General features: G+C 51.4%; 15 protein-coding genes. 5 read left to right on the forward strand and 10 right to left on the reverse strand.

From position 1 onward, the window contains the following. Window positions 1–21: 21 nt before the first annotated feature. From ACTHSQ_RS05225 to yjgA, 4 genes are all read right to left on the reverse strand, one after another. Window positions 22–957, reverse strand: a complete 936-nt coding sequence (locus tag ACTHSQ_RS05225) for a DMT family transporter (RefSeq protein ID WP_440371440.1) — start codon at window positions 955–957, stop codon at window positions 22–24. A gap of 18 nt (window positions 958–975) precedes the next feature. Next, on the reverse strand, window positions 976–2,676 hold the full coding sequence (recJ, locus tag ACTHSQ_RS05230) for a single-stranded-DNA-specific exonuclease RecJ (RefSeq protein WP_440371439.1): 1,701 nt from the start codon (window positions 2,674–2,676) through the stop codon (window positions 976–978). Window positions 2,677–2,778: 102 nt separating this feature from the next. Further along, window positions 2,779–3,489 carry a hypothetical protein gene (locus ACTHSQ_RS05235; protein WP_440371438.1) on the reverse strand — a complete coding sequence of 237 codons (711 nt, stop codon included), beginning with the start codon at window positions 3,487–3,489 and terminating at the stop codon, window positions 2,779–2,781. A 71-nt stretch (window positions 3,490–3,560) separates the two neighbouring features. After that, window positions 3,561–4,094 (reverse strand): ribosome biogenesis factor YjgA, encoded by a 534-nt coding sequence (yjgA, locus tag ACTHSQ_RS05240; protein WP_440371437.1) that lies wholly within the window; start codon window positions 4,092–4,094, stop codon window positions 3,561–3,563. 124 nt (window positions 4,095–4,218) lie between these two features. On the opposite strand from yjgA, the gene pmbA reads away from it, so the two are divergent. From pmbA to ACTHSQ_RS05255, 3 genes are all read left to right on the forward strand, one after another. Continuing rightward, complete coding sequence (gene pmbA, locus ACTHSQ_RS05245; protein ID WP_440371436.1) at window positions 4,219–5,550, forward strand: metalloprotease PmbA; 1,332 nt, start codon at window positions 4,219–4,221, stop codon at window positions 5,548–5,550. Window positions 5,551–5,637: 87 nt separating this feature from the next. After that, window positions 5,638–6,807, forward strand: coding sequence for a glycosyltransferase (locus tag ACTHSQ_RS05250; protein ID WP_440371435.1), 1,170 nt, complete (start codon window positions 5,638–5,640; stop codon window positions 6,805–6,807). Window positions 6,808–6,961: 154 nt separating this feature from the next. Continuing rightward, window positions 6,962–7,471 carry a cold-shock protein gene (locus ACTHSQ_RS05255; protein WP_440371434.1) on the forward strand — a complete coding sequence of 170 codons (510 nt, stop codon included), beginning with the start codon at window positions 6,962–6,964 and terminating at the stop codon, window positions 7,469–7,471. Window positions 7,472–7,565: 94 nt separating this feature from the next. On the opposite strand, the gene smc is transcribed toward ACTHSQ_RS05255, so the two are convergent. Next, window positions 7,566–11,051: a chromosome segregation protein SMC gene (smc, locus tag ACTHSQ_RS05260; protein WP_440371433.1), complete on the reverse strand. Its 3,486-nt coding sequence runs from the start codon at window positions 11,049–11,051 to the stop codon at window positions 7,566–7,568. Window positions 11,052–11,185: 134 nt separating this feature from the next. Next, window positions 11,186–11,980, reverse strand: coding sequence for a thymidylate synthase (locus tag ACTHSQ_RS05265; RefSeq protein ID WP_440371432.1), 795 nt, complete (start codon window positions 11,978–11,980; stop codon window positions 11,186–11,188). A 415-nt stretch (window positions 11,981–12,395) separates the two neighbouring features. Here ACTHSQ_RS05265 and gdhA point away from each other — a divergent pair, with 415 nt between their 5' ends. Then, on the forward strand, window positions 12,396–13,730 hold the full coding sequence (gene gdhA / locus ACTHSQ_RS05270) for an NADP-specific glutamate dehydrogenase (protein ID WP_049331398.1): 1,335 nt from the start codon (window positions 12,396–12,398) through the stop codon (window positions 13,728–13,730). Window positions 13,731–13,801: 71 nt separating this feature from the next. On the opposite strand, the gene recG is transcribed toward gdhA, so the two are convergent. The 4 genes from recG to grxC all read right to left on the reverse strand — a co-directional run bounded on the left by recG (window position 13,802) and on the right by grxC (window position 20,107). Continuing rightward, window positions 13,802–15,841 carry an ATP-dependent DNA helicase RecG gene (recG, locus tag ACTHSQ_RS05275; RefSeq protein WP_440371431.1) on the reverse strand — a complete coding sequence of 680 codons (2,040 nt, stop codon included), beginning with the start codon at window positions 15,839–15,841 and terminating at the stop codon, window positions 13,802–13,804. Between the two features lie 249 nt (window positions 15,842–16,090). Beyond that, entirely contained in the window at window positions 16,091–19,135 is a 3,045-nt protein-coding gene (locus tag ACTHSQ_RS05280; RefSeq protein ID WP_440371459.1) for a TonB-dependent siderophore receptor, read from the reverse strand. Window positions 19,136–19,393: 258 nt separating this feature from the next. Beyond that, window positions 19,394–19,828 carry a protein-export chaperone SecB gene (gene secB, locus ACTHSQ_RS05285; RefSeq protein WP_440371430.1) on the reverse strand — a complete coding sequence of 145 codons (435 nt, stop codon included), beginning with the start codon at window positions 19,826–19,828 and terminating at the stop codon, window positions 19,394–19,396. Between the two features lie 21 nt (window positions 19,829–19,849). Beyond that, window positions 19,850–20,107 carry a glutaredoxin 3 gene (gene grxC / locus ACTHSQ_RS05290; RefSeq protein ID WP_003684090.1) on the reverse strand — a complete coding sequence of 86 codons (258 nt, stop codon included), beginning with the start codon at window positions 20,105–20,107 and terminating at the stop codon, window positions 19,850–19,852. A gap of 237 nt (window positions 20,108–20,344) precedes the next feature. Between grxC and ACTHSQ_RS05295 the strand changes: the two genes are divergently transcribed. Next, window positions 20,345–21,838: an Rne/Rng family ribonuclease gene (locus tag ACTHSQ_RS05295; protein WP_070588517.1), complete on the forward strand. Its 1,494-nt coding sequence runs from the start codon at window positions 20,345–20,347 to the stop codon at window positions 21,836–21,838. Window positions 21,839–21,852 lie beyond the last annotated feature (14 nt).

Genomic DNA, 21,852 nt, shown 5'->3' on the forward strand with positions numbered 1-21,852 from the left:
TTCTGTTTTGCAATAAATGCTTCATATCTTTCTCAAAAAAAGCCCCATTACTTTCTCTCCGGCCACAGCCAGCAAGGCTCCGACCACAACCACCATGGCACCCACATAGCTGACGATATTCATATCCGAAGCAGCAAAATAATCGGGGGCGAGATGATGGCCGATGGTGGAAAATATCATGGTGAATACAGGAATCAGCGTGGTGACGATACTGACTTTTGAAGCGTCCCAATGATTGAGCGCTTCGCCGAATGAACCGTAGCCGATCAGCGTGTTCAGGCAGCAATAAATAAAGCAGCCCCATAAAAACGGATTGCCGATATGGGCAATTTGCGACGGTTCGGCAAACGGCAGGAAAACAAAGCTGCTACAAAAATAAATCATGAGCAGGATTTGTTGCGAATTGAAATGTTTGGACAAAAGTTTTTGCGCCACGCCGTAGCACACCCAAATCATGCTGCCCAAAGCCGCCATCATCACGCCGACTGCGTAGCTGCCCAAGCTGAAAAGTTCGCCGAATTTGTCGTTGAAAAACATGGCCAAACCCGTCAGCAAAAGCATCAAGCCGATTTTTTGCCAGTGCGTAAAAGCTTCTTTAAACACTCCTACTCCGACCAAAATCATGGTAAAGGGCGAGAGCTGCCACAACACCTGCGTGGTTGTCGGCGAAATATAGTGTAAACCCATGGCAACGAGAACGAAGTTGGCGGAAATACCAATAATGCCCAGCACCAATAAAAACAAGGTTTGCCTGGAAAATTCAGACGGCCTCGGCAGCTTGCCGGTCAGCCCCAACAACGCAAACAACACCAGCGAAGCCACTAAAAAGCGTACCCACACTAAAGTGGGTGCATCAACGGCTTTTAAGGCCTGTTGGGCGATGACCGGCAGCGAGCCCCAAGTCATGGTGGCAAGCAGCGCCAATGAAAAGCCGAGCCAAGGTTTTTGTTTCTTCATTTTTCAGACGGCCTTTGCTTACGCGGCTTCCCAGTAGTCGATATAAAGCTGCAATTCGAGATTATTCCGCCATTCGTTGGCAACGGGGCGGTACACCGTGCGGATGTATTCGGGAATGTCTTCGCTGCAACGCCAAAACATGGCTTCAAATTCGTAGCCGTCTTTTTGCAGCCAGACTTTTTTGTGTTTGCCCTCCGCGCCCAAAGGCTGCTGGCGGATGACGTGAAATTCATCGGTAAAACTCGGCGGCGCGAAGCCCTGCCCCCAAACGTGCCGGGCAAGGTTCTGCGCCTGTTCCAGCGTAATGTCACGGGCAGGCAGGCTGCCGTCGGTGATGAAGGTTTGCGACAAATCGTCTTCGCACACCATCTCGCGCACTGCTTCTTCAAAGGCGGTCTGAAACGCGGGAATATTGTGTTCGAGTATGCTCAAACCCGCCGCCATCGCGTGTCCGCCGAATTTCAAAATCAAATCGGGATGGCGTTTTGACACCAAGTCCAAAGCATCGCGCAGGTGTAAATTGGGAATGGAGCGTCCCGAACCGCGCACTTCGCCGTTGTCGGCAGGCGCAAACACGATGGCCGGACGATAAAAACGGTCTTTGAGGCGGCTGGCAACGATGCCGACCACGCCTTGATGGAAGTCGTCGCGATACGCCACCAAAGTCGCCTGACCTGGAGGCAGGGTTTCGGGAAAGGCGTTCAGCGCGTCTTGTAGCATGGATTGCTCGATTTCGCGGCGCTCGATATTGAGGTCGTTTAACTGCGCCGCCAGTTCCTGCGCTTCGGCATCATCTTGCGCCAACAGACAGGCAATGCCGACCGACATATCGTCCAGCCGTCCGGCCGCATTGATGCGCGGTCCCAACGCAAAGCCCATATCAAACGGCTGAGCCTTGCGCCAATCCCGTCGCGCCACTTCAAACAAGGCGCGGATACCGGGGCGCATTTTGCCCAAACGCATCCGTTTCAAACCTTGAGACACGAGGATACGGTTGTTGTGGTCTAGAGTGACAACATCGGCGACGGTACCGAGTGCGACCAAATCCAAAAGATCGCCCAGATTCGGCTCTTTCAGGCCGTCTGAAAAATAATGGCGGCGGCGCAGTTCGGCACGCAAAGCCATCAATACATAAAAAATCACGCCCACGCCCGCCAAGCTTTTGCTTTGGAAACCGCAGCCTTTTTGGTTCGGATTGACGATGATGCAGTCAGGCACGGTCTCGGCAGGCAGATGGTGGTCGGTAACAATCACATCCAAACCCAACTCCTGAGCACGCGCCACGCCTGCAATGCTGGCAATACCGTTATCCACCGTCACCAACAAATCCACACCTTGCTCGGCAGCGATTTCAGCCAGCTCGGGCGTTAAGCCATAGCCGTGTTCAAAGCGGTTGGGCACAAGGAAATCCACTTTTGCCCCCATTACCGCCAAACCGCTCATACCGACGGAACACGCCGTCGCACCGTCGGCATCGTAGTCGGCGACAATCAAGATTTTTTCCTGACGCTCAATCGCATCCGCCAGACGGCCGGCGGCGGCTTCGCAGTTTGTCAGCGTTTGATACGGCAAAAGCGCAGCAAGCTTGTCGTCCAATTCGGCCGGACTTTGCACATCACGCGCAGCACACAGCCGTGCAATCAAAGGATCGGCACCGGCAGTAAGCAAGTCGTTAAAAACAGCCGGATTAATGGAACGTGTTTGGATTTTGACGGACATGGTGTGTGGGATTAAATAGAGAGAAAATTAATTTTTTTAAGCATTTATTTTAAGGAGGAGGCCGTCTGAAACCTGCAATCCGTTTTCAGACGGCCTTGGATATTATTTGCGTGAAGCATCGACAATTTCACCAATCACGACAAAGGGGACTGCTATCACTGCGCCGACTGCATCCAAAGCCAATGTGAATGGCGTTTGCAGGATATTCTCCGTCAACTTCTGAACATCGGTGCTTTTTTTGGTTTCCGTATAATAAATTCTGACCGGGACGGCAGTATCAAAACGGCGGTCTTCGGCAACATTTTTGGGCGTTGCATAATAATGACCTTCAGTAGAAATACACCGCGTGTAGACAGTTTTGTTATCGAGTTCGACCGGCTTGAACGCCAGCTGTTTCAACTTGGCAATCTCGGCAGCTTTTTGAGTATCGTAACGCAGGCAGAATTTTGAGCGGAAAGTTTGCGCTTCAGGGGATTTCAATTCGACCGGCAAAGCCTCATACGCATATCTTGGGTTTTGCTGAACCATTTGAAACTGTTTGTCCAATTTAACATCCAAGACCGCCTTCAATTTGGCCGAATCTTTAGGATTAACGACAAACCAATATTTTTTGCCCATCATGACCAAGCTGCCTGTTTCCAGTTGCGTATTGTCTTTGGCAACCACGCCAAATGCGTGAATATTGTCTTTGGCAACGGTTTTCTCGGTTGTGGTTTGATGGAACGGGTTGTTCTCTCCCCAAAGAAAGGCAGTACATCCATTGAGGGTCAATACACTAATCAGCAAGGTGGTTGTAGAGCGGCAAAATTTCATGGTCATCCTCCTTCAGTATTACGATACAGGCCGTCTGAAAACCGCAATCCGTTTTCAGACGGCCCTAAGGTTTATTCTTCCCAATCCTGCCCTTCTTCTGAAGCCTCGGATTGACCGGCCTCCATCACTGCTTTAATTTCTTGGAACAGCGCGCGGAAGTTTTTCGGCGGTTTGTTTTGTTCCTGCTCTTTTTTGGTATTGCGAATCAAGGTGCGCAATTTGCCGGCATCGGCTTGCGGAAAATCTGCCATAAATTGGGTAATCGCGCCATCGTCTGCCAACAGTCGGGTACGCGCCTGCTCGACGCGTTGCAAAAAGGCATTGTGCGCCGTATTGTCGCCGCGCAGTTTGGCTAAATAGGCTTCGATGGGCGCAGGGTCTGTATCGCGCATCAGGCGGCCGATAAATTGGGCTTGGCGTTTGAGCGCGCTGTTGGACGTGATTTTTTTATAGGTAACGATAGCCTCGAACAGCTCTTCGTCCAAGCCGATTTTTTTCAGCGTATCGCTGGAGAGCTTGGTCAATTCCATACCCAAAGCCTGCAAATCGTTCATCTGCTTTTTCATTTGGGTTTTGCTGACCCATTCGTCTTCTTGTTCAAACATTGTGTTTCCCTGATTTTCTGAATCTGCCTATTTTATCAGTTTTCAGACGGCCTTTCCGTGCGATTTTTGCAGAGGCCGTCTGAAACGGTTAAAATGCCGCAAAACCCTGTCAGGAAACCTTTTTATGCTGTTTAACCACACACCGGACGAGCTGTTGCGCTTGTGCGGACACACGCTGGATTTGGCCAAACAATCCGGCGCCACCTCGGCCGAAGCCGATTTCAGCGAGTCGCTCGGTCAAAGCGTCAGCGTACGCTTGGGCGAAATCGAACAAATCGAGTTCCAACAAGATAAATCTTTAGACATTACTGTCTATGTCGGCCAACGCAAAGGCCGCGCCAGCACTGCCGACTTCTCCGAACGCGCCTTGCAAGATACGGTTAAAGCCGCCATCGATATTGCACGCTATACCGCCGAAGATGATTGCGCCGGCCTTGCCGATGCTGCCTTGATGGCAACCTATATCGGCGACCTCGACCGCTACCACGAATGGGATTTGAGTACCGAATCCGCCATTGATTTGGCCAAACAATGCGAACAGGCCGCGCTGTCAACGGACAAACGCATTGAAAATTCCGAAGGCGCATCGGTTCATACCGGCCATTACCAATACGTCTACGGCAACACCCACGGCTTTGCCGCACACCAGCAAAGCACGCACCACAGCATTTCTTGCAGCGTGGTCGCCAGCGACGAACACGGCATGCAGCGCGACTATTGGTACAATTCTTCCTGCCGTCACGAAGACATGGACGCGCCCGAACTCATCGGTAAAACCGCGGCCGAACGGACTTTACGCCGTCTGAACAGCCGCAGTGTTCCGACCGGCAGCTATCCCGTACTGTTTGACACCACCGTCGCCGTCGGTTTAATCGGCCACCTTATCGGCGCACTCAGCGGCGGCGCGCTTTACCGTCAAAGCAGCTTCCTGATTGACAGCATCGGCAAACAGGTGCTGCCCGAGTTTCTCAGCCTGCGTGAAGAACCGCATATCCTGCGCTCGTTCCGCAGCACTTATTTCGATGCCGAAGGCGTGGCCACGCAGCCACGTTTTGTGGTGAAAGACGGTATCGTCGAAGGCTATTTCCTCAGCAGTTACAGCGCGAAAAAGCTCGGTATGCAGACAACGGGCAACGCCGGCGGCGCGCACAATCTGTATCTGAACCACACCCACGCCACGCAGGCCGACCTGTTGAAAGAAATGGGAACAGGTTTGCTGGTTACCGAATTGATGGGACAAGGCGTCAACGGCATTACCGGCGACTACTCGCGCGGCGCGGCCGGTTTTTGGGTGGAAAACGGCGTCATTGCCTATCCGGTTCAGGAAATCACCATTGCCGGACGTTTGCAGGACATGTACCGCGACATCATCGGCGTGGCAGACGACGCATTACGCCGTTCGTCCAACCAAATCGGCTCCATCTTGGTTTCAAAAATGACGGTTGCCGGCAACTGATTGAACTAAATATACAAAAGGCCGTCTGAAAGATATCTTTTCTTTTCAGACGGCCTCGCCGTTATCTATTTCCATAAAAAACACATCATGCATATTGTCGTTATCCCCTCTTGGTATCCTTCTTCCGAAACCGACGTGGACGGAATCTTTTTCCGTCTCCAAGCCCAAGCCCTGCAACGCGAAGGCATGAAAATCGGCATGGTCGTGCCCATGTTCCGCTACTTGAGAAGCCAGCCGAAAACCATCTTCTCACGCTTCTACGGCCTGCGCCGCCATCAGCAAGGCGGACTCAACACTTACGCCTACGACAGCATGTATTTCTTCCCGCGCTGTCCGGTTGTCGATATCGACCGCATCCGCTGGGTCAACGCAGGCATGAAAGCTTTTGAAGCCTATATCGCCGACAACGGCAAACCCGACGTAATTCACGCCCACTGCGTCAACTACGCCGGCATTTTGGCCTGCGCCATCTTCAAAAAATACGGCATTCCCTATGTGATTACCGAACACAGCAGCGCCATTTCACGCGGCCTTGTCCGCAAAAACCAATGGCCGTCCATGCACGAAGCCGTGCGCCACAGCGCGGCACGGTTCGCCGTCAGCCGTGATTTCTGCCGTATTCTCGAAAAAACCTACGCCGGTACAGACTGGCAATACCTGCCCAATATGCTGGGCGGCAATTTTGAACAGGATTTCGAGTTCCCCGAAAAAAACAATCAAGACTTTACCTTCTGCAGCGTCTCCCACCTGCGCCACCTCAAAGGCCACGACCTGCTCCTACCTGCTTTTGCCGAAGCACTCAAAACCCATCCGCAGCTCAAACTCAAAATCGGTGGCGGCGGCGCAGAAGAAGGCCGTCTGAAACAACTGGCAAGCGACTTGTGCATCAACCACGCCGTTACCTTTACCGGCGCATTGACCACCGACCAAACCTTAGACCTCATGCACCACAGCAACGCATTCGTCCTCGCCAGCCGTACCGAGACCTTCGGCGTCGTCTATATCGAAGCTCTGTCGCAAGGTTTGCCCGTTATCGCCACACGCTGCGGCGGCCCCGAATCCATCGTCACTTCCGACAACGGCCTGCTGGTACCAATCGAAAACATACCGGAGCTGACCAAAGCATTGCTCACCCTCTACGAAAACCATGCACAATACGATCCCGTCCGTTTGCGCCAAGATTGCCTGCAACAATTCGGCAGCCGTGCCATTGCGCAACACCTGATCAACACCTTCCAAAAAGTGCTTAATAAGTAGGCATAAACCATACAGGCCGTCTGAAACCCTTCAGACGGCCTGTCTGCTTCCAAAAAGACAAATCTAGTGTAAAATTAAGACAATAACTAAACTTTTTGATTTAAAATCAGTCCAAAGAAAAACTGTTACCTATAATAATATCCCCACATACATTATGCGCTATTACGGAACGATTACTCGCTGGAACAGCAAGCGCGGCTTCGGCGCCGCTACCATAGAAGACACAGGCCAAGAAATCTTTCTTGCCCTTGCCGCCTTCACCACCCTTACCCGCCTTCCGGCCGAAGGGCAACACATCTCCTTCAACATTACAGAAGGCCGGCGCGGCCGCAAAGAGGCCGAAAACGTCTGCTTCGCCCTCGATTGCGCCGACTGCTTTGATGTCCTCGTCCCTCCCCCTGAAAAACCCCTCGCCGGCAAACAAGCCATCATCGGCCTGATTGCCGTTATCTTCGTCTGCAGCATTTTCTCCGCCTTGTGGTACGGCCTCCACTTTTCCGATAACACACCGAAAGAGCCAGCCGTCAAAAAACAAGAAACCATGGTTCACGAAGTAGCCGCCAAAATCGAAGCCGAACGCAAAGCATGGCGTGATGCCGTCAACCGCAGCAACCAACGCTCGGGACAGCCTCAACGCGCCAAAGATAATACTTCAAAACAATAACGCTGTATCCAATACAAAAAAGGCCGTCTGAAAAAATGGGAAGATGAAATTATAGATTTCTTCCTCATTCTTTCAGACGGCCTTTATTCTTACCTCAATTCGGCTCCGCCATTTCCAACGCCTGCTTGATGTCCACGGCAACGACGCGCGAGACACCTTTTTCCTGCATGGTTACGCCGACCAGCTGCTCCGCCATTTCCATGGTCAGGCGGTTGTGGGAGATGTAGAGGAACTGGGTTTGCGCCGACATTTCTTTGACCAGGTTGCAGAAACGCGATGTGTTGGCGTCGTCCAGCGGGGCGTCGACTTCGTCCAGAAGGCAGAAGGGGGCGGGGTTGAGGCTGAACAGGGCGAACACGAGGCTCATGGCGGTGAGGGCTTTTTCGCCGCCGGAGAGAAGGTGGATGGTGCTGTTTTTCTTGCCGGGCGGGCGCGCCATGATGGATACGCCGGCAGTCAGGAGGTCGTCGCCTATCATTTTGAGGGTGGCTTCGCCGCCGCCGAACAGGGTGGGGAAGAAGGTTTGGACTTTTCCGTTGACGGCGTCGAAGGTTTCTTTGAAACGCGCTTTGGTTTTGTCGTCGATTTGGGCGATGGCTTCTTCCAAAAGGGTGATGGCCGCCTGCACGTCTTCGCTTTGGCTGCGGTAGTAGCCGTCGCGTTCGCGCGCTTCTTCGAGTTCTTGCAGGGCGGCGAGGTTGACGGCGCCGAGTGCTTCGATTTGCTGGGTAAGGCTGCCGATGCTGCTGTTCAATACTTTCGGCGATTCTTTCGCCAACGCTTCGAGCGCGTCCAAATCGGCAGCGCGTTCGGTCAGGTTTTGATGGTAGCGTTTGGCGTTAATCAGGGCTTCCTGCTGCTGCAACAGGGCGGTTTGGGTAGCGGCCTGAAGCTGCGGCAGCTTGGTTTGCAGGGTTTGTACGCGGGCGTATTGCTCCCTGCCCTGTTCCTGAATCTGCGCGAGTTTTTCCTGCACGGCGATGTATTCTTCGTCCAGCGTGTGCACGGCTTCGGTCAGCTCGTCGAGCTTGATGTGCTGCTCGTCGTTTTGGAACTCGGTTTCATAGGCGAGGGCAAGCTCTTGCTGGCGTTCCTGCCAGTCGAGGGTTTGCTGTTCGAGTCGGGCAATTTGCTGTTGGTAGTTTTGTTTTTGCTGATTGAGTTTGTGAACGGCGACTTCGGCCAGTCCGTATTGGCGGTTGGCTTCCAACAGGGCAAGCTGCGCCTGTTTCAGACGACCTTGCTGATCTTGGCGGCTGTGCGCGGTAGTTTGCTGTTGGTGTTCGAGTTCGGCGGCGGCTTCCTGCAAAGTAACGATGTCGTCTGAAAGCCCGTCGGACGTGTGTTGCAACACGGTCTGTTCTTCTGCCAACTGCGCAAGTTCGCGCTCGATGTGTTCACGGCGGATTTGCCCTTGGTTGGTGCGCGCCAGAAGTTCGGCGGCGCGTTGCTGCGCTTGGCTGTATTGGCGCGTGTGCTGCTGTTGCTGCTGTATCAGATTTTTGTGCTGAGTTTCAGACGAGCGCACGGCGGCCTCCGCCTGTTTGAACGCGGCTTCGGCGGCGGAAAGTTCGGGGGCGAGGTTTTCCAGTTCGGACGCGATGCCGTCGAGACGGGCTTTTTGGGCAATCAGGCTTTCCTGCGCGGGTTTGGCATAGAGCAGGACGCTGACTTTGTCGACCTGATGGCCTTCGGGCGTAAGCCAGATTTGATGTGCGCCCAAATCGCTTTGATGCGCGAGGGCGTAACTCAAATCGGGTGCGCACAATACGCCGTCGAGCCAGTGGTGCAATGCCGTCTGAAACGGCGGCTGCGCTTGGATTTGGTTAAGCAATGCCTGTACGGGCAGGGATTTTTTGATGCCGCCGGAGAGGTCGTCTGAAAGCCATGCCGCCTGCCCTTGCGGCAAAGGCGCGGGGGGAACGAAACCAGACGGCACGGCGCGGGCGTGCAGGCGTTCGGCAAGGATGACGGACAAGGCGTGCTGCCACTCGGCGGGCGCGGTGATGTGTTGCCACAGCTGCGGCGCGGCGGCGTGGTCGGTTGCCTGCCAGAAGTCGGCAGCTTCCTGCTGCTGCGACAGGATTTGCGACAACGCCTGCTGCTGCGCCTGCAAGGTGATGTGTTGCTGCTTCAGGCTTTGGAAGCGGTTTGAGGCCGTCTGAAACGCTTCGCGGGCGGCGTGCAAGGCTTCTTCGGCGGCAATGATTTGTTCTTCGTAATGCTCTTGCTGGCTTTGCAACAAGACGGCGGCTTCCTGCGCGGCGGCGGTTTCGGCTTCGTCGGGCAGGTTCAGGGCTTGGTTTTCCTGTTTCAGACGACCTTTGCGCTCTTCGTGCTTGGCAACGGTTTGTTCGGCATGGGCAAGCTGCTGCTGCTTCAACGCCAGTTCGCGGCGGATGCGGTTTGCCTCGTCCTGCTGGGTTTGGAAGGCGGCGTTGAGCGTGGCTTGGGCTTCTTCCAATTCAGGCAGACGCTCTTCGTATTCGGCAACCTGCATCGCCCATTCCGCCAATTCGGTTTGCTTTTCTTCCGCCTGCAACTCGTTTTCTTCAAGCTGCACACGGATTTGCTGCTGCTCCTGATGGATGCGCTGCATCTGCGCCTGCGCCGCCTGCTTGTCGCGTTCGATGCGTTGGTGCAGGTTTTGCTGATGGCGGATTTGTTCTTCCAAACGGGCAATCTGCTCGCGCAACACGCCGCGTTTGTTGCTCAGTTCATGTACCGTCTGCTGCTGCGACTGTTCGGCAGTCTGCAAGGCGTGTACTTCGTCGTTCAACGCCTGAACCTGCGCGGCGGTTTCGTCCTGCTGCGCCTGCAAAGACTGATGCTGCGCGGTCGCCTTATCTGCGGCAGCAAGCGATTGCTGCCATTGGGCGTAATCGAGCAAATCCTGTTGTTGGTTCAACTGCGCGGTCAGGTATTTGTAGCGTTCGGCAGTTTCCGCCTGTTTTTCCAGCTTTTCCACCTGACGCGCCAACTCATTCTGCAAATCGCCCAAACGCTGCAAATGCTCGCGCGTGTCTTTCAGACGACCTTCCGTCTCCTTGCGGCGTTCCTTATATTTGGACACGCCCGCCGCCTCTTCGATATAGGCGCGCAACTCCTCCGGCCGCGCCTCGATGATGCGCGAAATCATCCCCTGCTCGATGACGGCATAACCGCGCGCGCCCACGCCCGTACCCAAGAACAAATCGGTAATGTCGCGGCGGCGCACGGTCTGATTGTTGATGAAATAAGTCGATTCGCCCTGACGCGTCAGCTGCCGCTTGATGCTCACCTCGGCATACTGCCCCCATGCACCCTGCAAACTGTGGTCGCTGTTGTCAAACACCAGCTCCACCGAAGCCCTCGGTGCAGGACGGCGCGTTGCCGCACCATTAAAAATCACGTCCTGCATACTCTCGCCGCGAAGCTGCTTCGCCGAAGCCTCACCCAGCACCCAGCGCACCGCGTCAATCACATTCGACTTGCCGCAGCCGTTCGGCCCGATAACCGCAACAAGCTGCCCCGGAACATGAATCGTGGTCGGGTCGGTAAAAGATTTGAAGCCGGAGAGTTTGATGTGGGTCAGGCGCATGGCAATGTTTCGAATCGGAAAAGAAGGCGTATTTTAACGGAAATACGCTTATCCGTTGAGAGAAAATCTGACAACTCAAATCAAATAAAAAGGCCGTCTGAAGTTTCAGACGGCCTTTTTATTTTTAATTTGAATTACACCGATACGGCTGCTTTGATGTGCGGATACGGATCATAGCCTTCCAACTCGAAGTCTTCAAATTTGAAGGCAAATAAGTCTTTGACTTCAGGGTTGATTTTCATGGTCGGCAGGCTTCGGAAATCGCGGCTTAATTGCAGTTGGGCCTGCTCGATATGGTTGCTGTACAAATGCGCATCGCCAAACGTATGGATAAACTCACCTGCTCCCAAGCCGCATACTTGCGCCATCATCATGGTCAACAATGCGTAGCTGGCGATGTTAAACGGTACGCCAAGGAAAATATCGGCGCTGCGTTGGTAAAGCTGGCAGGACAGTTTGCCGTTGGCAACGTAAAACTGAAACAGCGCGTGGCAAGGCGGCAAGGCCATTTCGTCGACCAAAGCCGGATTCCATGCCGATACAATCAGACGGCGCGAGTCGGGATTTTTCTTGATTTGTTCCACCACATTGGCAATTTGGTCGATATGGCGGCCGTCAGGTGCAGGCCAGCTGCGCCATTGGTAGCCGTAAACCGGGCCCAAATCGCCGTTTTCATCCGCCCATTCGTCCCAAATGGAAACGTTGTTATCTTTCAGGTATTTGATGTTGGTATCGCCTTTGAGAAACCAAAGCAGCTCATGAATAATCGAGCGCAGATGCAGTTTTTTGGTGGTCAACAGCGGAAAGCCTTCACTCAAATCAAAACGCATTTGGTAACCGAACACGGAACGCGTGCCGGTGCCGGTACGGTCGGATTTATCGATACCATTGTCGAGAACATGGCGCATAAGGTCGTGATAGGCTTTCATGTGTTTCCTTAATGTATGTGTTGTGGGAATTTCGTGTGTATTGTACCGAATTTTCAGACGGCCTGCCTCTCTGTCTTCAATGAGGCAATCTTCCCTATATTCGCGTAGTACACTCATTAACAATTTTGACAATTCCGCACTAATTTACAGAAATTTTTGAGCTGAATTAAATTTTTACAAAAAAATTTTTCAGTATTCTCCAATTTAAATGATTAGAATTTTATTTTTTATAAAATCTATTTTACAAAATATATTTGAATATTTTTAGTTAAATTTAAAATATAATTCCATTTTTACAAATTAGTAAAAAAATAATGTCAACAATCTAGGCAAAATTTTTCTTGGCAAGTAAAATTTTTACGGCTATATTTCAAAACATAAATATTGAAATATCTCACTCAATAGGAGTAGAAAAATGACCGACCTGAACACTCTATTTACCAATCTCAAACAACGCAACCCCAACCAAGAACCCTTTCATCAAGCCGTTGAAGAAGTGTTTATGAGTTTGGATCCGTTTTTGGCGAAAAACCCGAAATACACCCAACAAAGCCTGCTTGAGCGTATTGTTGAGCCGGAGCGCGTGATTATGTTCCGCGTCACTTGGATGGACGACAAAGGCCAAGTCCAAGTCAACCGCGGCTACCGCATTCAAATGAGCTCCGCCATCGGCCCTTACAAAGGCGGCTTGCGCTTCCACCCGACCGTCGATTTGGGCGTATTGAAATTCCTCGCTTTTGAACAAGTCTTCAAAAACGCGCTGACCACCCTGCCTATGGGCGGCGGCAAAGGCGGTTCCGACTTTGATCCTAAAGGCAAATCCGATGCCGAAGTAATGCGCTTCTGCCAAGCCTTTATGACCGAACTCTACCGCCACATCGGTGCCGACACCGACGTCCCTGCCGGCGACATCGGCGTAGGCGGCCGCGAAATCGGCTATCTGTTCGGCCAGTACAAAAAAATCCGCAATGAATTTGCTTCCGTCCTGACCGGCAAAGGCCTCGAATGGGGCGGCAGCCTGATTCGCCCTGAAGCCACCGGCTACGGCTGCGTGTATTTTGCCCAAGCCATGTTGGAAACCCGCAACGACAGCATTGAAGGCAAACGCGTGTTGATTTCCGGCTCCGGCAACGTGGCGCAATACGCTGCCGAAAAAGCCATCCAACTGGGTGCAAAAGTATTGACCGTTTCCGACTCCAACGGCTTTGTCCTCTTCCCTGACAGCGGTATGACCGAAGCGCAACTGGCCGCTTTGATCGAGCTGAAAGAAGTACGCCGCGAACGCGTAGCCACTTACGCCAAAGAACAAGGCCTACAATACTTTGAAAACCAAAAACCGTGGAACATCGCGGCCGAAGTTGCCCTGCCTTGCGCCACCCAAAACGAATTGGACGCAGACGCTGCCAAAATCCTGCTGGCCAACGGTTGCTATGTGGTTGCCGAAGGTGCCAACATGCCGTCAACTTTGGGCGCAGTCGAACAATTTATCAAAGCCGGCATCCTCTACGCTCCGGGCAAAGCCTCCAACGCCGGCGGCGTAGCGACTTCAGGTTTGGAAATGAGCCAAAACGCCATCCGCCTGTCTTGGACACGCGAAGAAGTGGACAGCCGCCTGTTTGACATCATGCACAACATCCACGAATCCTGCCTGAAATACGGTAAAGTCGGCGACAAAGTAAACTACGTCAATGGTGCGAACATTGCCGGTTTCGTCAAAGTAGCCGACGCCATGTTGGCGCAAGGTTTCTAAAAGCTGCATCAACGCAAATCATAAGGCCGTCTGAAATATTTCAGACGGCCTTTTTCTTTATAAAGCAAATTTTATACACCCAAATAACCTTCCCTGCTGGAAAGCCATCTTGCCAAATGCGCTTCGACGATTTCAGGGTTTTGTTCAATCAGCATCGGGGCGATTTCGCGCGCTTGTTCTAAAAGGTGCAGGTCTTCTTCAAGGTTGGCAAAGCGTAGCATGGGGACGCCGCTTTGGCGCGCGCCGAGAAATTCGCCGGGGCCGCGGATGTTGAGGTCTTGGCGGGCGATTTCGAAGCCGTCGGTGTGTTCGTAGATGACTTTTAACCGCGCTTTGGCGAGTTCGCTCAAGGGTTCGGCAAACAGGAGGACGCACACGCTTTCTGCCGCGCCGCGCCCTACCCGTCCGCGTAATTGGTGTAGCTGCGCCAAGCCCATGCGCTCGGCGTGTTCGATCACCATCAGGGCGGCGTTGGGCACATCTACGCCGACTTCGATGACGGTGGTGGCAACCAAGACGTTCAGATGGCCTGCGGCAAACTCCGCCATGACTTCGGCTTTTTCGGCGGCCTTCATGCGCCCGTGTACCAAGCCGATGTTGAGTTCGGGCAATGCCGCCTGAAGCTGCTCGAGGGTTTCGGTAGCGGTTTGCAGTTGCAGGGTTTCGCTTTCTTCAATCAGCGGGCAGACCCAGTATGCCTGCTGCCCTTTGCGGCAGATGTTGAGGACGAAGCCTTCGACTTCGGCGCGGCGGACGTTGTTGACGAGACGGGTTTTAATCGGGGTGCGCCCGGGCGGCAATTCATCGATGACGGACACGTCCAAGTCGGCGAAGAAACTCATGGCGAGCGTGCGCGGGATGGGCGTGGCGGACATCATCAACTGGTGGACGTCGCGCCCTTTGTTTTTGAGGGCGAGGCGTTGGGCGACGCCGAAGCGGTGTTGCTCGTCCACAATCACCAAGCCCAGATTTTGGAACTCGACGTCGTCTGAAAACAGGGCGTGCGTGCCGACAGCGATTTTAACGGTGCCGTCGGCAAGTTTGGCTTTGGCTTCGTCTTTGGCTTTTTTGCGCTGGCTGCCGGAAAGCCAGACGACTTCGAGTCCTAAAGGTTCAAGCCATTGTTTGAACTTGATGAAATGCTGTTCGGCAAGGATTTCAGTCGGCGCCATCACAGCCGCCTGCGCGCCGGATTCGATGGCGGTCAGCGCGGACAAGGCGGCGACGATGGTTTTGCCACTGCCGACATCGCCTTGCAGCAGGCGGTGCATCGGGTGGGTTTGCGCCATGTCGCGGCGGATTTCGGACACGACTCTTTCTTGGGCATCGGTCAGGGCAAACGGCAAAGCGTGGCGCAGGGCTTGGGTCAACGTACCGTCGCCGCCCAATGCCGCCGCCGTGCCGCTGACGCGCTTCTGCCGCGCCAGCCGCATGGAAAGCTGTTGCGCCAAAAGTTCGTCAAATTTGAGCCGTTGCCATGCAGGTAGCGTGCCGTCTGAAAGTTGATGAATAGTGAAACTCGGTGGCGGCGAATGCAAAAGGCGCAGGCTTTCGGCAAGGTGCGGCAGTTTCAGACGGCCTAATAAAGCATCAGGCAAGGTGTCGTGCAACGGCGTAACGTCCAAGGCTGTCTGAATGATGCGGCGCAAAGTGGGTTGATTTAAACCGTTTACGGTCGGATAAATCGGCGTGAGGCTTTCCGCCAAACCGCTGCTCTCGGCATCACGGATTTTGGGATGAATCATCTCGTCGCCGTAAAACCCGTGTTTGATTTCGCCCACGGCGCGGATGCGTTTGCCGGCCGCCATCTGCTTCTGATGGCTGGCGTAAAAGTGGATGAAGCGCAGAAAAAGGACGCTGCCGGAATCGTCGGCGATTTGGACAATCAGCTGCTTGCGCGGTTTGAACGTGACTTCCTGATGGATGACCTCGCCCTCGACCTGACACGGCACGCCGATCGGCGCGTCCTTAATCGGCATGATGTGCGTCTCATCCTCGTAACGCAACGGCAGGTGCAACACCAAATCCCATGCGGTATGGAGGTTGAGTTTGTCGAGTTTCTTGGCGGAAACATCGGTAATTTTGAGCTGTTTTTGGGTTTCGGGCGTCATCTTAAAAGGCAGCTGATTGAAAGTTTGCTGTATTTTATCCGAAAACAAAAAGGCCGTCTGAACGTAATGTTTCAGGCGGCCTTCAAAGCTGAATACTTGAAACAAATTAATATTTGAAAATACGCCGGCTATCGAATCAACTTCAGCCATTGTTAGAAAACAGCTTTCAAAAAAGAAGGATGTTCAATCCATACTTTTATCAGGAATTTGGCCAATAATGTTCACATACCCAATCATCACCCATTCACTCTAGAAATGCCAATCCAATTTCAATTTGACTGTCCGCGGTTCGCCATAGAAATTGTTTTGACCTCGCGTACGGTTGTAGTTATTTTCAAAATACGTCCTGTCAGCCAGGTTCGTTCCTATCAGGCTGATTCTACCGTGTTTGTGAAAATCATATTGAACAAAGCCATCTATAAGTCCGTAGCCTCCTTGGCGAATATTGTAAAGGCTACTTGTGCGACTTTGCGCGGATATTCTGCCGCCCAAGGTCAATTTAGTTTGAGGCAAGCGGTAGCTTGTACCGAGGCGGAACATATGTACCGGCGTGAAGTTACTGAAGTTATACGGATCGGCAGTCGTGTTTTTCTCCAACCGCTCCGCATTGACTTCTGCAGCATTTTTATACTTACTTTTGTTATATGTGTAGCCAACAAAAATACGCCAGTTTTCCGACAATTCGCCAGCCAATTCAAGTTCTGCGCCACTGCTCTTAACCTTACCCACAGGTTTAGCGATGGTTTGGAATGAACCTCCGTTACGACCGGTATCAGGAACAAATCCGAAATCGACAACGGTACGGTTTTTCTGCTGTAAGACAAACAAGGCAAGCGAAGCATTCAGACGGCCTTGCAAGAACGACCCTTTCCAACCTATTTCATAGTTAGTACCGATGAGTGGTGGAAGAACGGATTTGCTGGTTACATCAACGTTATCCTGTTGTTTAAAAATCTTAGTATAGCTGGCATACAAGCTTTGTTGCGGCGTCAGGTCGTAGGTAATACCTGCATATGGCGTGAATCTATGACTTTGCATTTTTGAGGTGTAGTGTTCTTTGTCGATTTTGTTACTACTCTCAGTTTGAAATGCCGTAGCAGGCTGGCCGTAGCGTACAGGCATTTCTTTGGCTTGTGTGGTTTCATAGCGCGTATAGTGCATACCACCCAAGAGATGCAGACGGTTGGTTGCATTAAAGCGGGTGCTGAAAGTCAAAGAATGTGTTTTATTCGTGTTAAGGTATTTCGAATAATTGTATAACGCCGGAACATGATCATCTGCAACCTGAACAGTTTTCCACAACGGCGTTTTCAGATATTGGTTTGCCCATTTCAAATTTCCCTCTTCATCCCGCTCCTGTATTTTGTTTCCATTTGCATCCAATTCGTAAACAGGATCTTGCACCATTACGCGCTCACCATTGTCGTTGACTGTCCAGACAGGCTTACCCTCCGCATCCAATCGGGGAGTATATTTGGTAATATGCGCGCCACTACATTCCGGCACATAGATCTTGTTATTACCTTTTTCGTTATAAATATGCCAATCTGGTTCGACAATGCCTTTTTCTAAAGGATTACGCTCCGGACCATCGGGATGAATGCCGCAACTGCCTGCACCTGCATAACCTTGAGGACGGACAAAATAACGGTTTTGATATATTTCCGTATAGGCAGAACGGATTTTTTCATTGTTATACGCATAACCGACAAAGAAATCATGTTCACGTCCAAGCAGGCGGTAGTTACCTGTCAGATCCAGCTTAAAGCCCCATTGCACATCATGTTTGGTATAGTGCAACGGCATGAAATTGTAACGGCGGTTGTATGTATGGCGAAGATTGTATGCTGAGTCGTATAGACGGTTGGGAAACAGGCCTTCTGCATTGTTAATAATGCCTTGCTTTGCAAGCTCCTTATCAACAAACTCTTTTTTATCTACTTCTACACCCGGATCCTGCCAGTCGTTGCACAGGAAATCCAAACCAATGTCCTGCATACATTGATCAAAACCTGCCCGACGTGCTGCTGCCCTTTGAGAGCGATATTGTTCAAAAGCAGATGCATCGAAACGATGGGCAACGTAATCTGCTTTTTTCTCTTCATATGTTTTAGTGACGCCATCACGATATTCTTTTAATTTTGCCAACGCCTTGTCTTTAGGCTCAAAAGGGATCACCTCTCCCTTCTCGGTTAAGAAACCCGTTGCCGCAGATGCTGAAATACCTGCCGCGTGTTCGTTTTTCAGAAAAAATTGTCCGACTTTGGCATCTGAATCATTACGCGTATAAGAAATTTCGGCATTGAGTTGCCATCCATTGTCAAAAACATGTTTGAAACCGGAAAAAATATTGTATTTATCAGCATTCAGGCGTGACCATGAGGTTTCACCCAAATAAGTATTACGTGGCAATTTCAAAGGATTGTTACAGGCCGGACTGGAGCTGAAGGCCGCAGTTTTTTGATCCTCACAAGGTAAAATCACGCCGGCAAAATCGGGAATATCTTTATTTTTCTGATAAGTACCACCCAAAGTCAGCATACTGTTATCACTCAAATCCGTATCAATCACACCATAAACCATGTCTTTCTTGTTCCATACACCCTCTTTAAAAGAACGGTGGTCCTCATGAACACCAACCAGCCTACCGCGTACCGTATGTTCATTATTCAAGCTTCCAGATACATCCAAAGCCAAACGCTTGCTGCCCCTATGGTCAGTGCTGATTTCACCTGTATGCTTAAACAGAGCTGTTGGCCGCTTACGGATTAAATTAATGGTTCCACCCGGTTCAGAATTGGACTGAGTAAGACCGGTCGCACCTCTGACAACCTCAATGTGATCATAAACAGCAAGATCTGTACTTGGTGAGACATCGATTTTTGCCGTATAGCCCGAACGTCCAGACACATTAGTGGTAATACCGTCTTCACCAATTTGATCAACATAGAAACCACGAGACAAAAAACGAGTTTGTAGGCCCGAATCGCGAACCACGTTGATTCCCGTAGTGTTTTTCATTGCATCTTCTAAAGAATATATTGCTTTATCATCTAGCTGCCGACGCGTCATTACGCTCACCGACTGCGGTGTATCCTTGCCTGAAATACGTAACCCGGTCGCCGTTGTCATCGTTCCGATTGTATAAGACTGACTGCGCTCGGTATTCCTTTGTGCCTGCCGTTTGCCACTGACCTTGACCGTATCCATATCTACATGTTCAACTTCTTGATGTCCCGTATCTGCAAAAACAGCTTGGCAAGGCAGCACCAATAACAAACAAATTGTTTTCATTTGAAAATCAGGTTTCACAACTATTTCCTTAATTAATAGAATCTACTTGCTGGATAAAATTCTAACTTGTTGATTTTAAATGGTATATAAACTTATAAAAATTAAAAATGTTATCGTAATGATAAACGATATCATTATATACTTATTACATTAATATATGAACTTTTTATTATAGATTTTTCTTATGCCCTAATTTTCAAATAAAAAAGGCCGTCTGAACGTAATGTTTCAGACGGCCTTAATTTAGGTATAACGCGATTAAGCGTTAGCTCCCTGTTGTTCTTCGTAGATTGCTTCGAAGTTGATCGGAGCAAGCAGTACAGGTGGGAAGCCGGCGCGGGTTACGCTGTTGGAAATGGCTTCGCGTGCGTAAGGGAACAGGATGTTTGGACAAGCAACGCCCAGCAGCAGTTGTACGTCTTCTTCAGGAATGTTTTCCAGACGGAAGATGCCGCTTTGGGTTACTTCGTTCAAGAACATGGTGCGCTCTTCGTTCAGTTTGGCAGTCACGGTCACGGTAACGTCAACGCTGTAGAAGCCGTCTTCCAGTTTGGTGCTGCCGGTAGAAACGCGCATATCCACTTCAGGCTCGCCTTGTTCCAAGAAGATTTGTGGTGCGTGAGGCACTTCCAAAGACAAGTCTTTTACATACAGACGCTCAATGCTGAATACGGGTTGCAATTCTTCGCTCATTTTATTTTCCTAAGTTAAGGGTTAAGGATTCAGTAATTCGTCCAACTTGCCTTCCTGCTGCAAGCGGTACAAATCGGTAAAGCCACCGACATGGGTGTCGCCGATAAAAATCTGCGGCACGCTGCGCTGGCCGGAAAGCTGCTGCATTTCGGCAAAAACTTCCGGATTGCCGTCGATGCGGATTTCGTTGATTTCTTTCACACCCACCGCCTGCAACAGTCTTTTCGCCATGGTGCAGTACGGGCAATATGGACCGGTATAAACAGTAACGGTTTGCATGATTTCTTCCAAAATACCAATGTTCATGACTATATGGGCATAGGTGCTATTTTACAAGTGTTCCCGCCGTACGGTCGTAAAAAACATTCAGACGGCCTCTTGGCCATAAACATTTGTGCAGATGCGGAAAAACCATAATTAAAGTATGATAAGCGCTTTCGCAGAATGACTTTTGCCATTTGTTTTTTGGAGAAGAACACATCGCAAAAGTTTTTCTATTCAAAATCAGGTATCCCCATGCTTTCAGGAATTCCCATCCCCAAGGACGCCGTGCGTCCGTCCGAAACCGTCCTCGTCAACATTACGCCGCAAGAAACGCGTGTGGCCGTTTTAGAAGAGAACAATATCTGCGAGCTGCACATCGAGCGTAACAGCGGCCATAGCTTAGTCGGCAATATTTATTTGGGCGTCGTCAAACGCGTCCTTCCCGGCATGCAAAGCGCGTTTATCGATATCGGCTTGGAACGCGCCGCGTTTTTGCATATCGTCGACGTCCTTGAACAACGCCGCAATCCGGACGAAACCCAACGCATCGAACACATGCTCTTTGAAGGTCAGTCCGTCTTGGTTCAGGTCATCAAAGACCCCATCAACACCAAAGGCGCGCGCCTATCCACCCAAATCTCGCTGGCCGGCCGTTTCCTCGTCCATCTTCCGCAAGAAGACCACATCGGCATTTCACAACGCATTGAAGACGATGCCGAACGCAGCAATTTAAGGGAGCGCCTCAACAACCTGCTGCCCGAAAACGCCTGCCACGGCTACATCATCCGCACCAACGCCGAAAACGCTTCCGATGCCCAACTGCAATCAGACATCAACTATCTGACCAAAGTGTGGGAACACATTCAAAAACAAGCAAAAATTCAGCCGCCCGAAACCCTGCTGTATCAAGATTTGCCTTTGAGCCTGCGCGTATTACGCGATATGTTCAGCCTTGATACGCACAAAATCCTGGTCGATTCCACTGAAAACCACCGCCGCATGACCCAGTTTGCCGAACAATACGTTCAAGGTGCATTGGGCAGGATCGAATTGTTTAAAGGCGAACGCCCCCTATTTGAGACCCACAACATCGAGCAGGAAATCGCCCGCGCACTGCAACCGCGCGTCAATCTCAACTTCGGCAGCTACCTCATCATCGAGTCCACCGAAGCCATGACCACCATCGATGTCAACACCGGCGGCTTTGTCGGCGCGCGCAATTTTGATGAAACCATCTTCCGCACCAACCTCGAAGCCTGCCACACCATCGCCCGCGAACTTCGCCTGCGCAATCTCGGCGGCATCATCATCATCGACTTCATCGATATGGCGCAGGAAGTCCACCGCGAAGCCGTCCTGCAAGAACTTGCCAAAGCCCTCAGTTTCGACCGCACCCGCGTCACCCTCAACGGCTTTACCAGTCTGGGCCTTGTCGAACTGACCCGCAAACGCTCGCGTGAAAACTTAAGCCAAATCCTCTGCGAACCCTGCCCTTCCTGCCAAGGCCGGGGCCGTCTGAAAACGCCGCAAACCGTGTGCTACGAAATCCAACGCGAAATCGTCCGCGAAGCGCGCCGCTACGATGTCCAAGCCTTCCGTATTTTGGCCGCTCCGAATGTCATCGACTTGTTCCTAGACGAAGAATCGCAATCGCTGGCAATGTTGATAGACTTTATCGGCAAACCGATTTCGCTGGCAGTCGAAACCGCCTACACGCAGGAACAATACGATATTGTGTTGCTGTAAAAATAAAAGGCTGT

Origin of the sequence: Neisseria sp. P0009.S008, from assembly GCF_051958615.1 — a bacterium.
GTDB lineage: Bacteria > Pseudomonadota > Gammaproteobacteria > Burkholderiales > Neisseriaceae > Neisseria > Neisseria subflava.

What these genes read in the sequence shown, in the direction of transcription:
- ACTHSQ_RS05225 (WP_440371440.1), bottom strand. Translation starts at nt 957, where the DNA reads ATGAAGAAACAAAAACCTTGGCTCGGCTTTTCATTGGCGCTGCTTGCC.
- recJ (WP_440371439.1), bottom strand. Translation starts at nt 2,676, where the DNA reads ATGTCCGTCAAAATCCAAACACGTTCCATTAATCCGGCTGTTTTTAAC.
- ACTHSQ_RS05235 (WP_440371438.1), bottom strand. Translation starts at nt 3,489, where the DNA reads ATGAAATTTTGCCGCTCTACAACCACCTTGCTGATTAGTGTATTGACC.
- yjgA (WP_440371437.1), bottom strand. Translation starts at nt 4,094, where the DNA reads ATGTTTGAACAAGAAGACGAATGGGTCAGCAAAACCCAAATGAAAAAG.
- pmbA (WP_440371436.1), top strand. Translation starts at nt 4,219, where the DNA reads ATGCTGTTTAACCACACACCGGACGAGCTGTTGCGCTTGTGCGGACAC.
- ACTHSQ_RS05250 (WP_440371435.1), top strand. Translation starts at nt 5,638, where the DNA reads ATGCATATTGTCGTTATCCCCTCTTGGTATCCTTCTTCCGAAACCGAC.
- ACTHSQ_RS05255 (WP_440371434.1), top strand. Translation starts at nt 6,962, where the DNA reads ATGCGCTATTACGGAACGATTACTCGCTGGAACAGCAAGCGCGGCTTC.
- smc (WP_440371433.1), bottom strand. Translation starts at nt 11,051, where the DNA reads ATGCGCCTGACCCACATCAAACTCTCCGGCTTCAAATCTTTTACCGAC.
- ACTHSQ_RS05265 (WP_440371432.1), bottom strand. Translation starts at nt 11,980, where the DNA reads ATGAAAGCCTATCACGACCTTATGCGCCATGTTCTCGACAATGGTATC.
- gdhA (WP_049331398.1), top strand. Translation starts at nt 12,396, where the DNA reads ATGACCGACCTGAACACTCTATTTACCAATCTCAAACAACGCAACCCC.
- recG (WP_440371431.1), bottom strand. Translation starts at nt 15,841, where the DNA reads ATGACGCCCGAAACCCAAAAACAGCTCAAAATTACCGATGTTTCCGCC.
- ACTHSQ_RS05280 (WP_440371459.1), bottom strand. Translation starts at nt 19,135, where the DNA reads ATGAAAACAATTTGTTTGTTATTGGTGCTGCCTTGCCAAGCTGTTTTT.
- secB (WP_440371430.1), bottom strand. Translation starts at nt 19,828, where the DNA reads ATGAGCGAAGAATTGCAACCCGTATTCAGCATTGAGCGTCTGTATGTA.
- grxC (WP_003684090.1), bottom strand. Translation starts at nt 20,107, where the DNA reads ATGCAAACCGTTACTGTTTATACCGGTCCATATTGCCCGTACTGCACC.
- ACTHSQ_RS05295 (WP_070588517.1), top strand. Translation starts at nt 20,345, where the DNA reads ATGCTTTCAGGAATTCCCATCCCCAAGGACGCCGTGCGTCCGTCCGAA.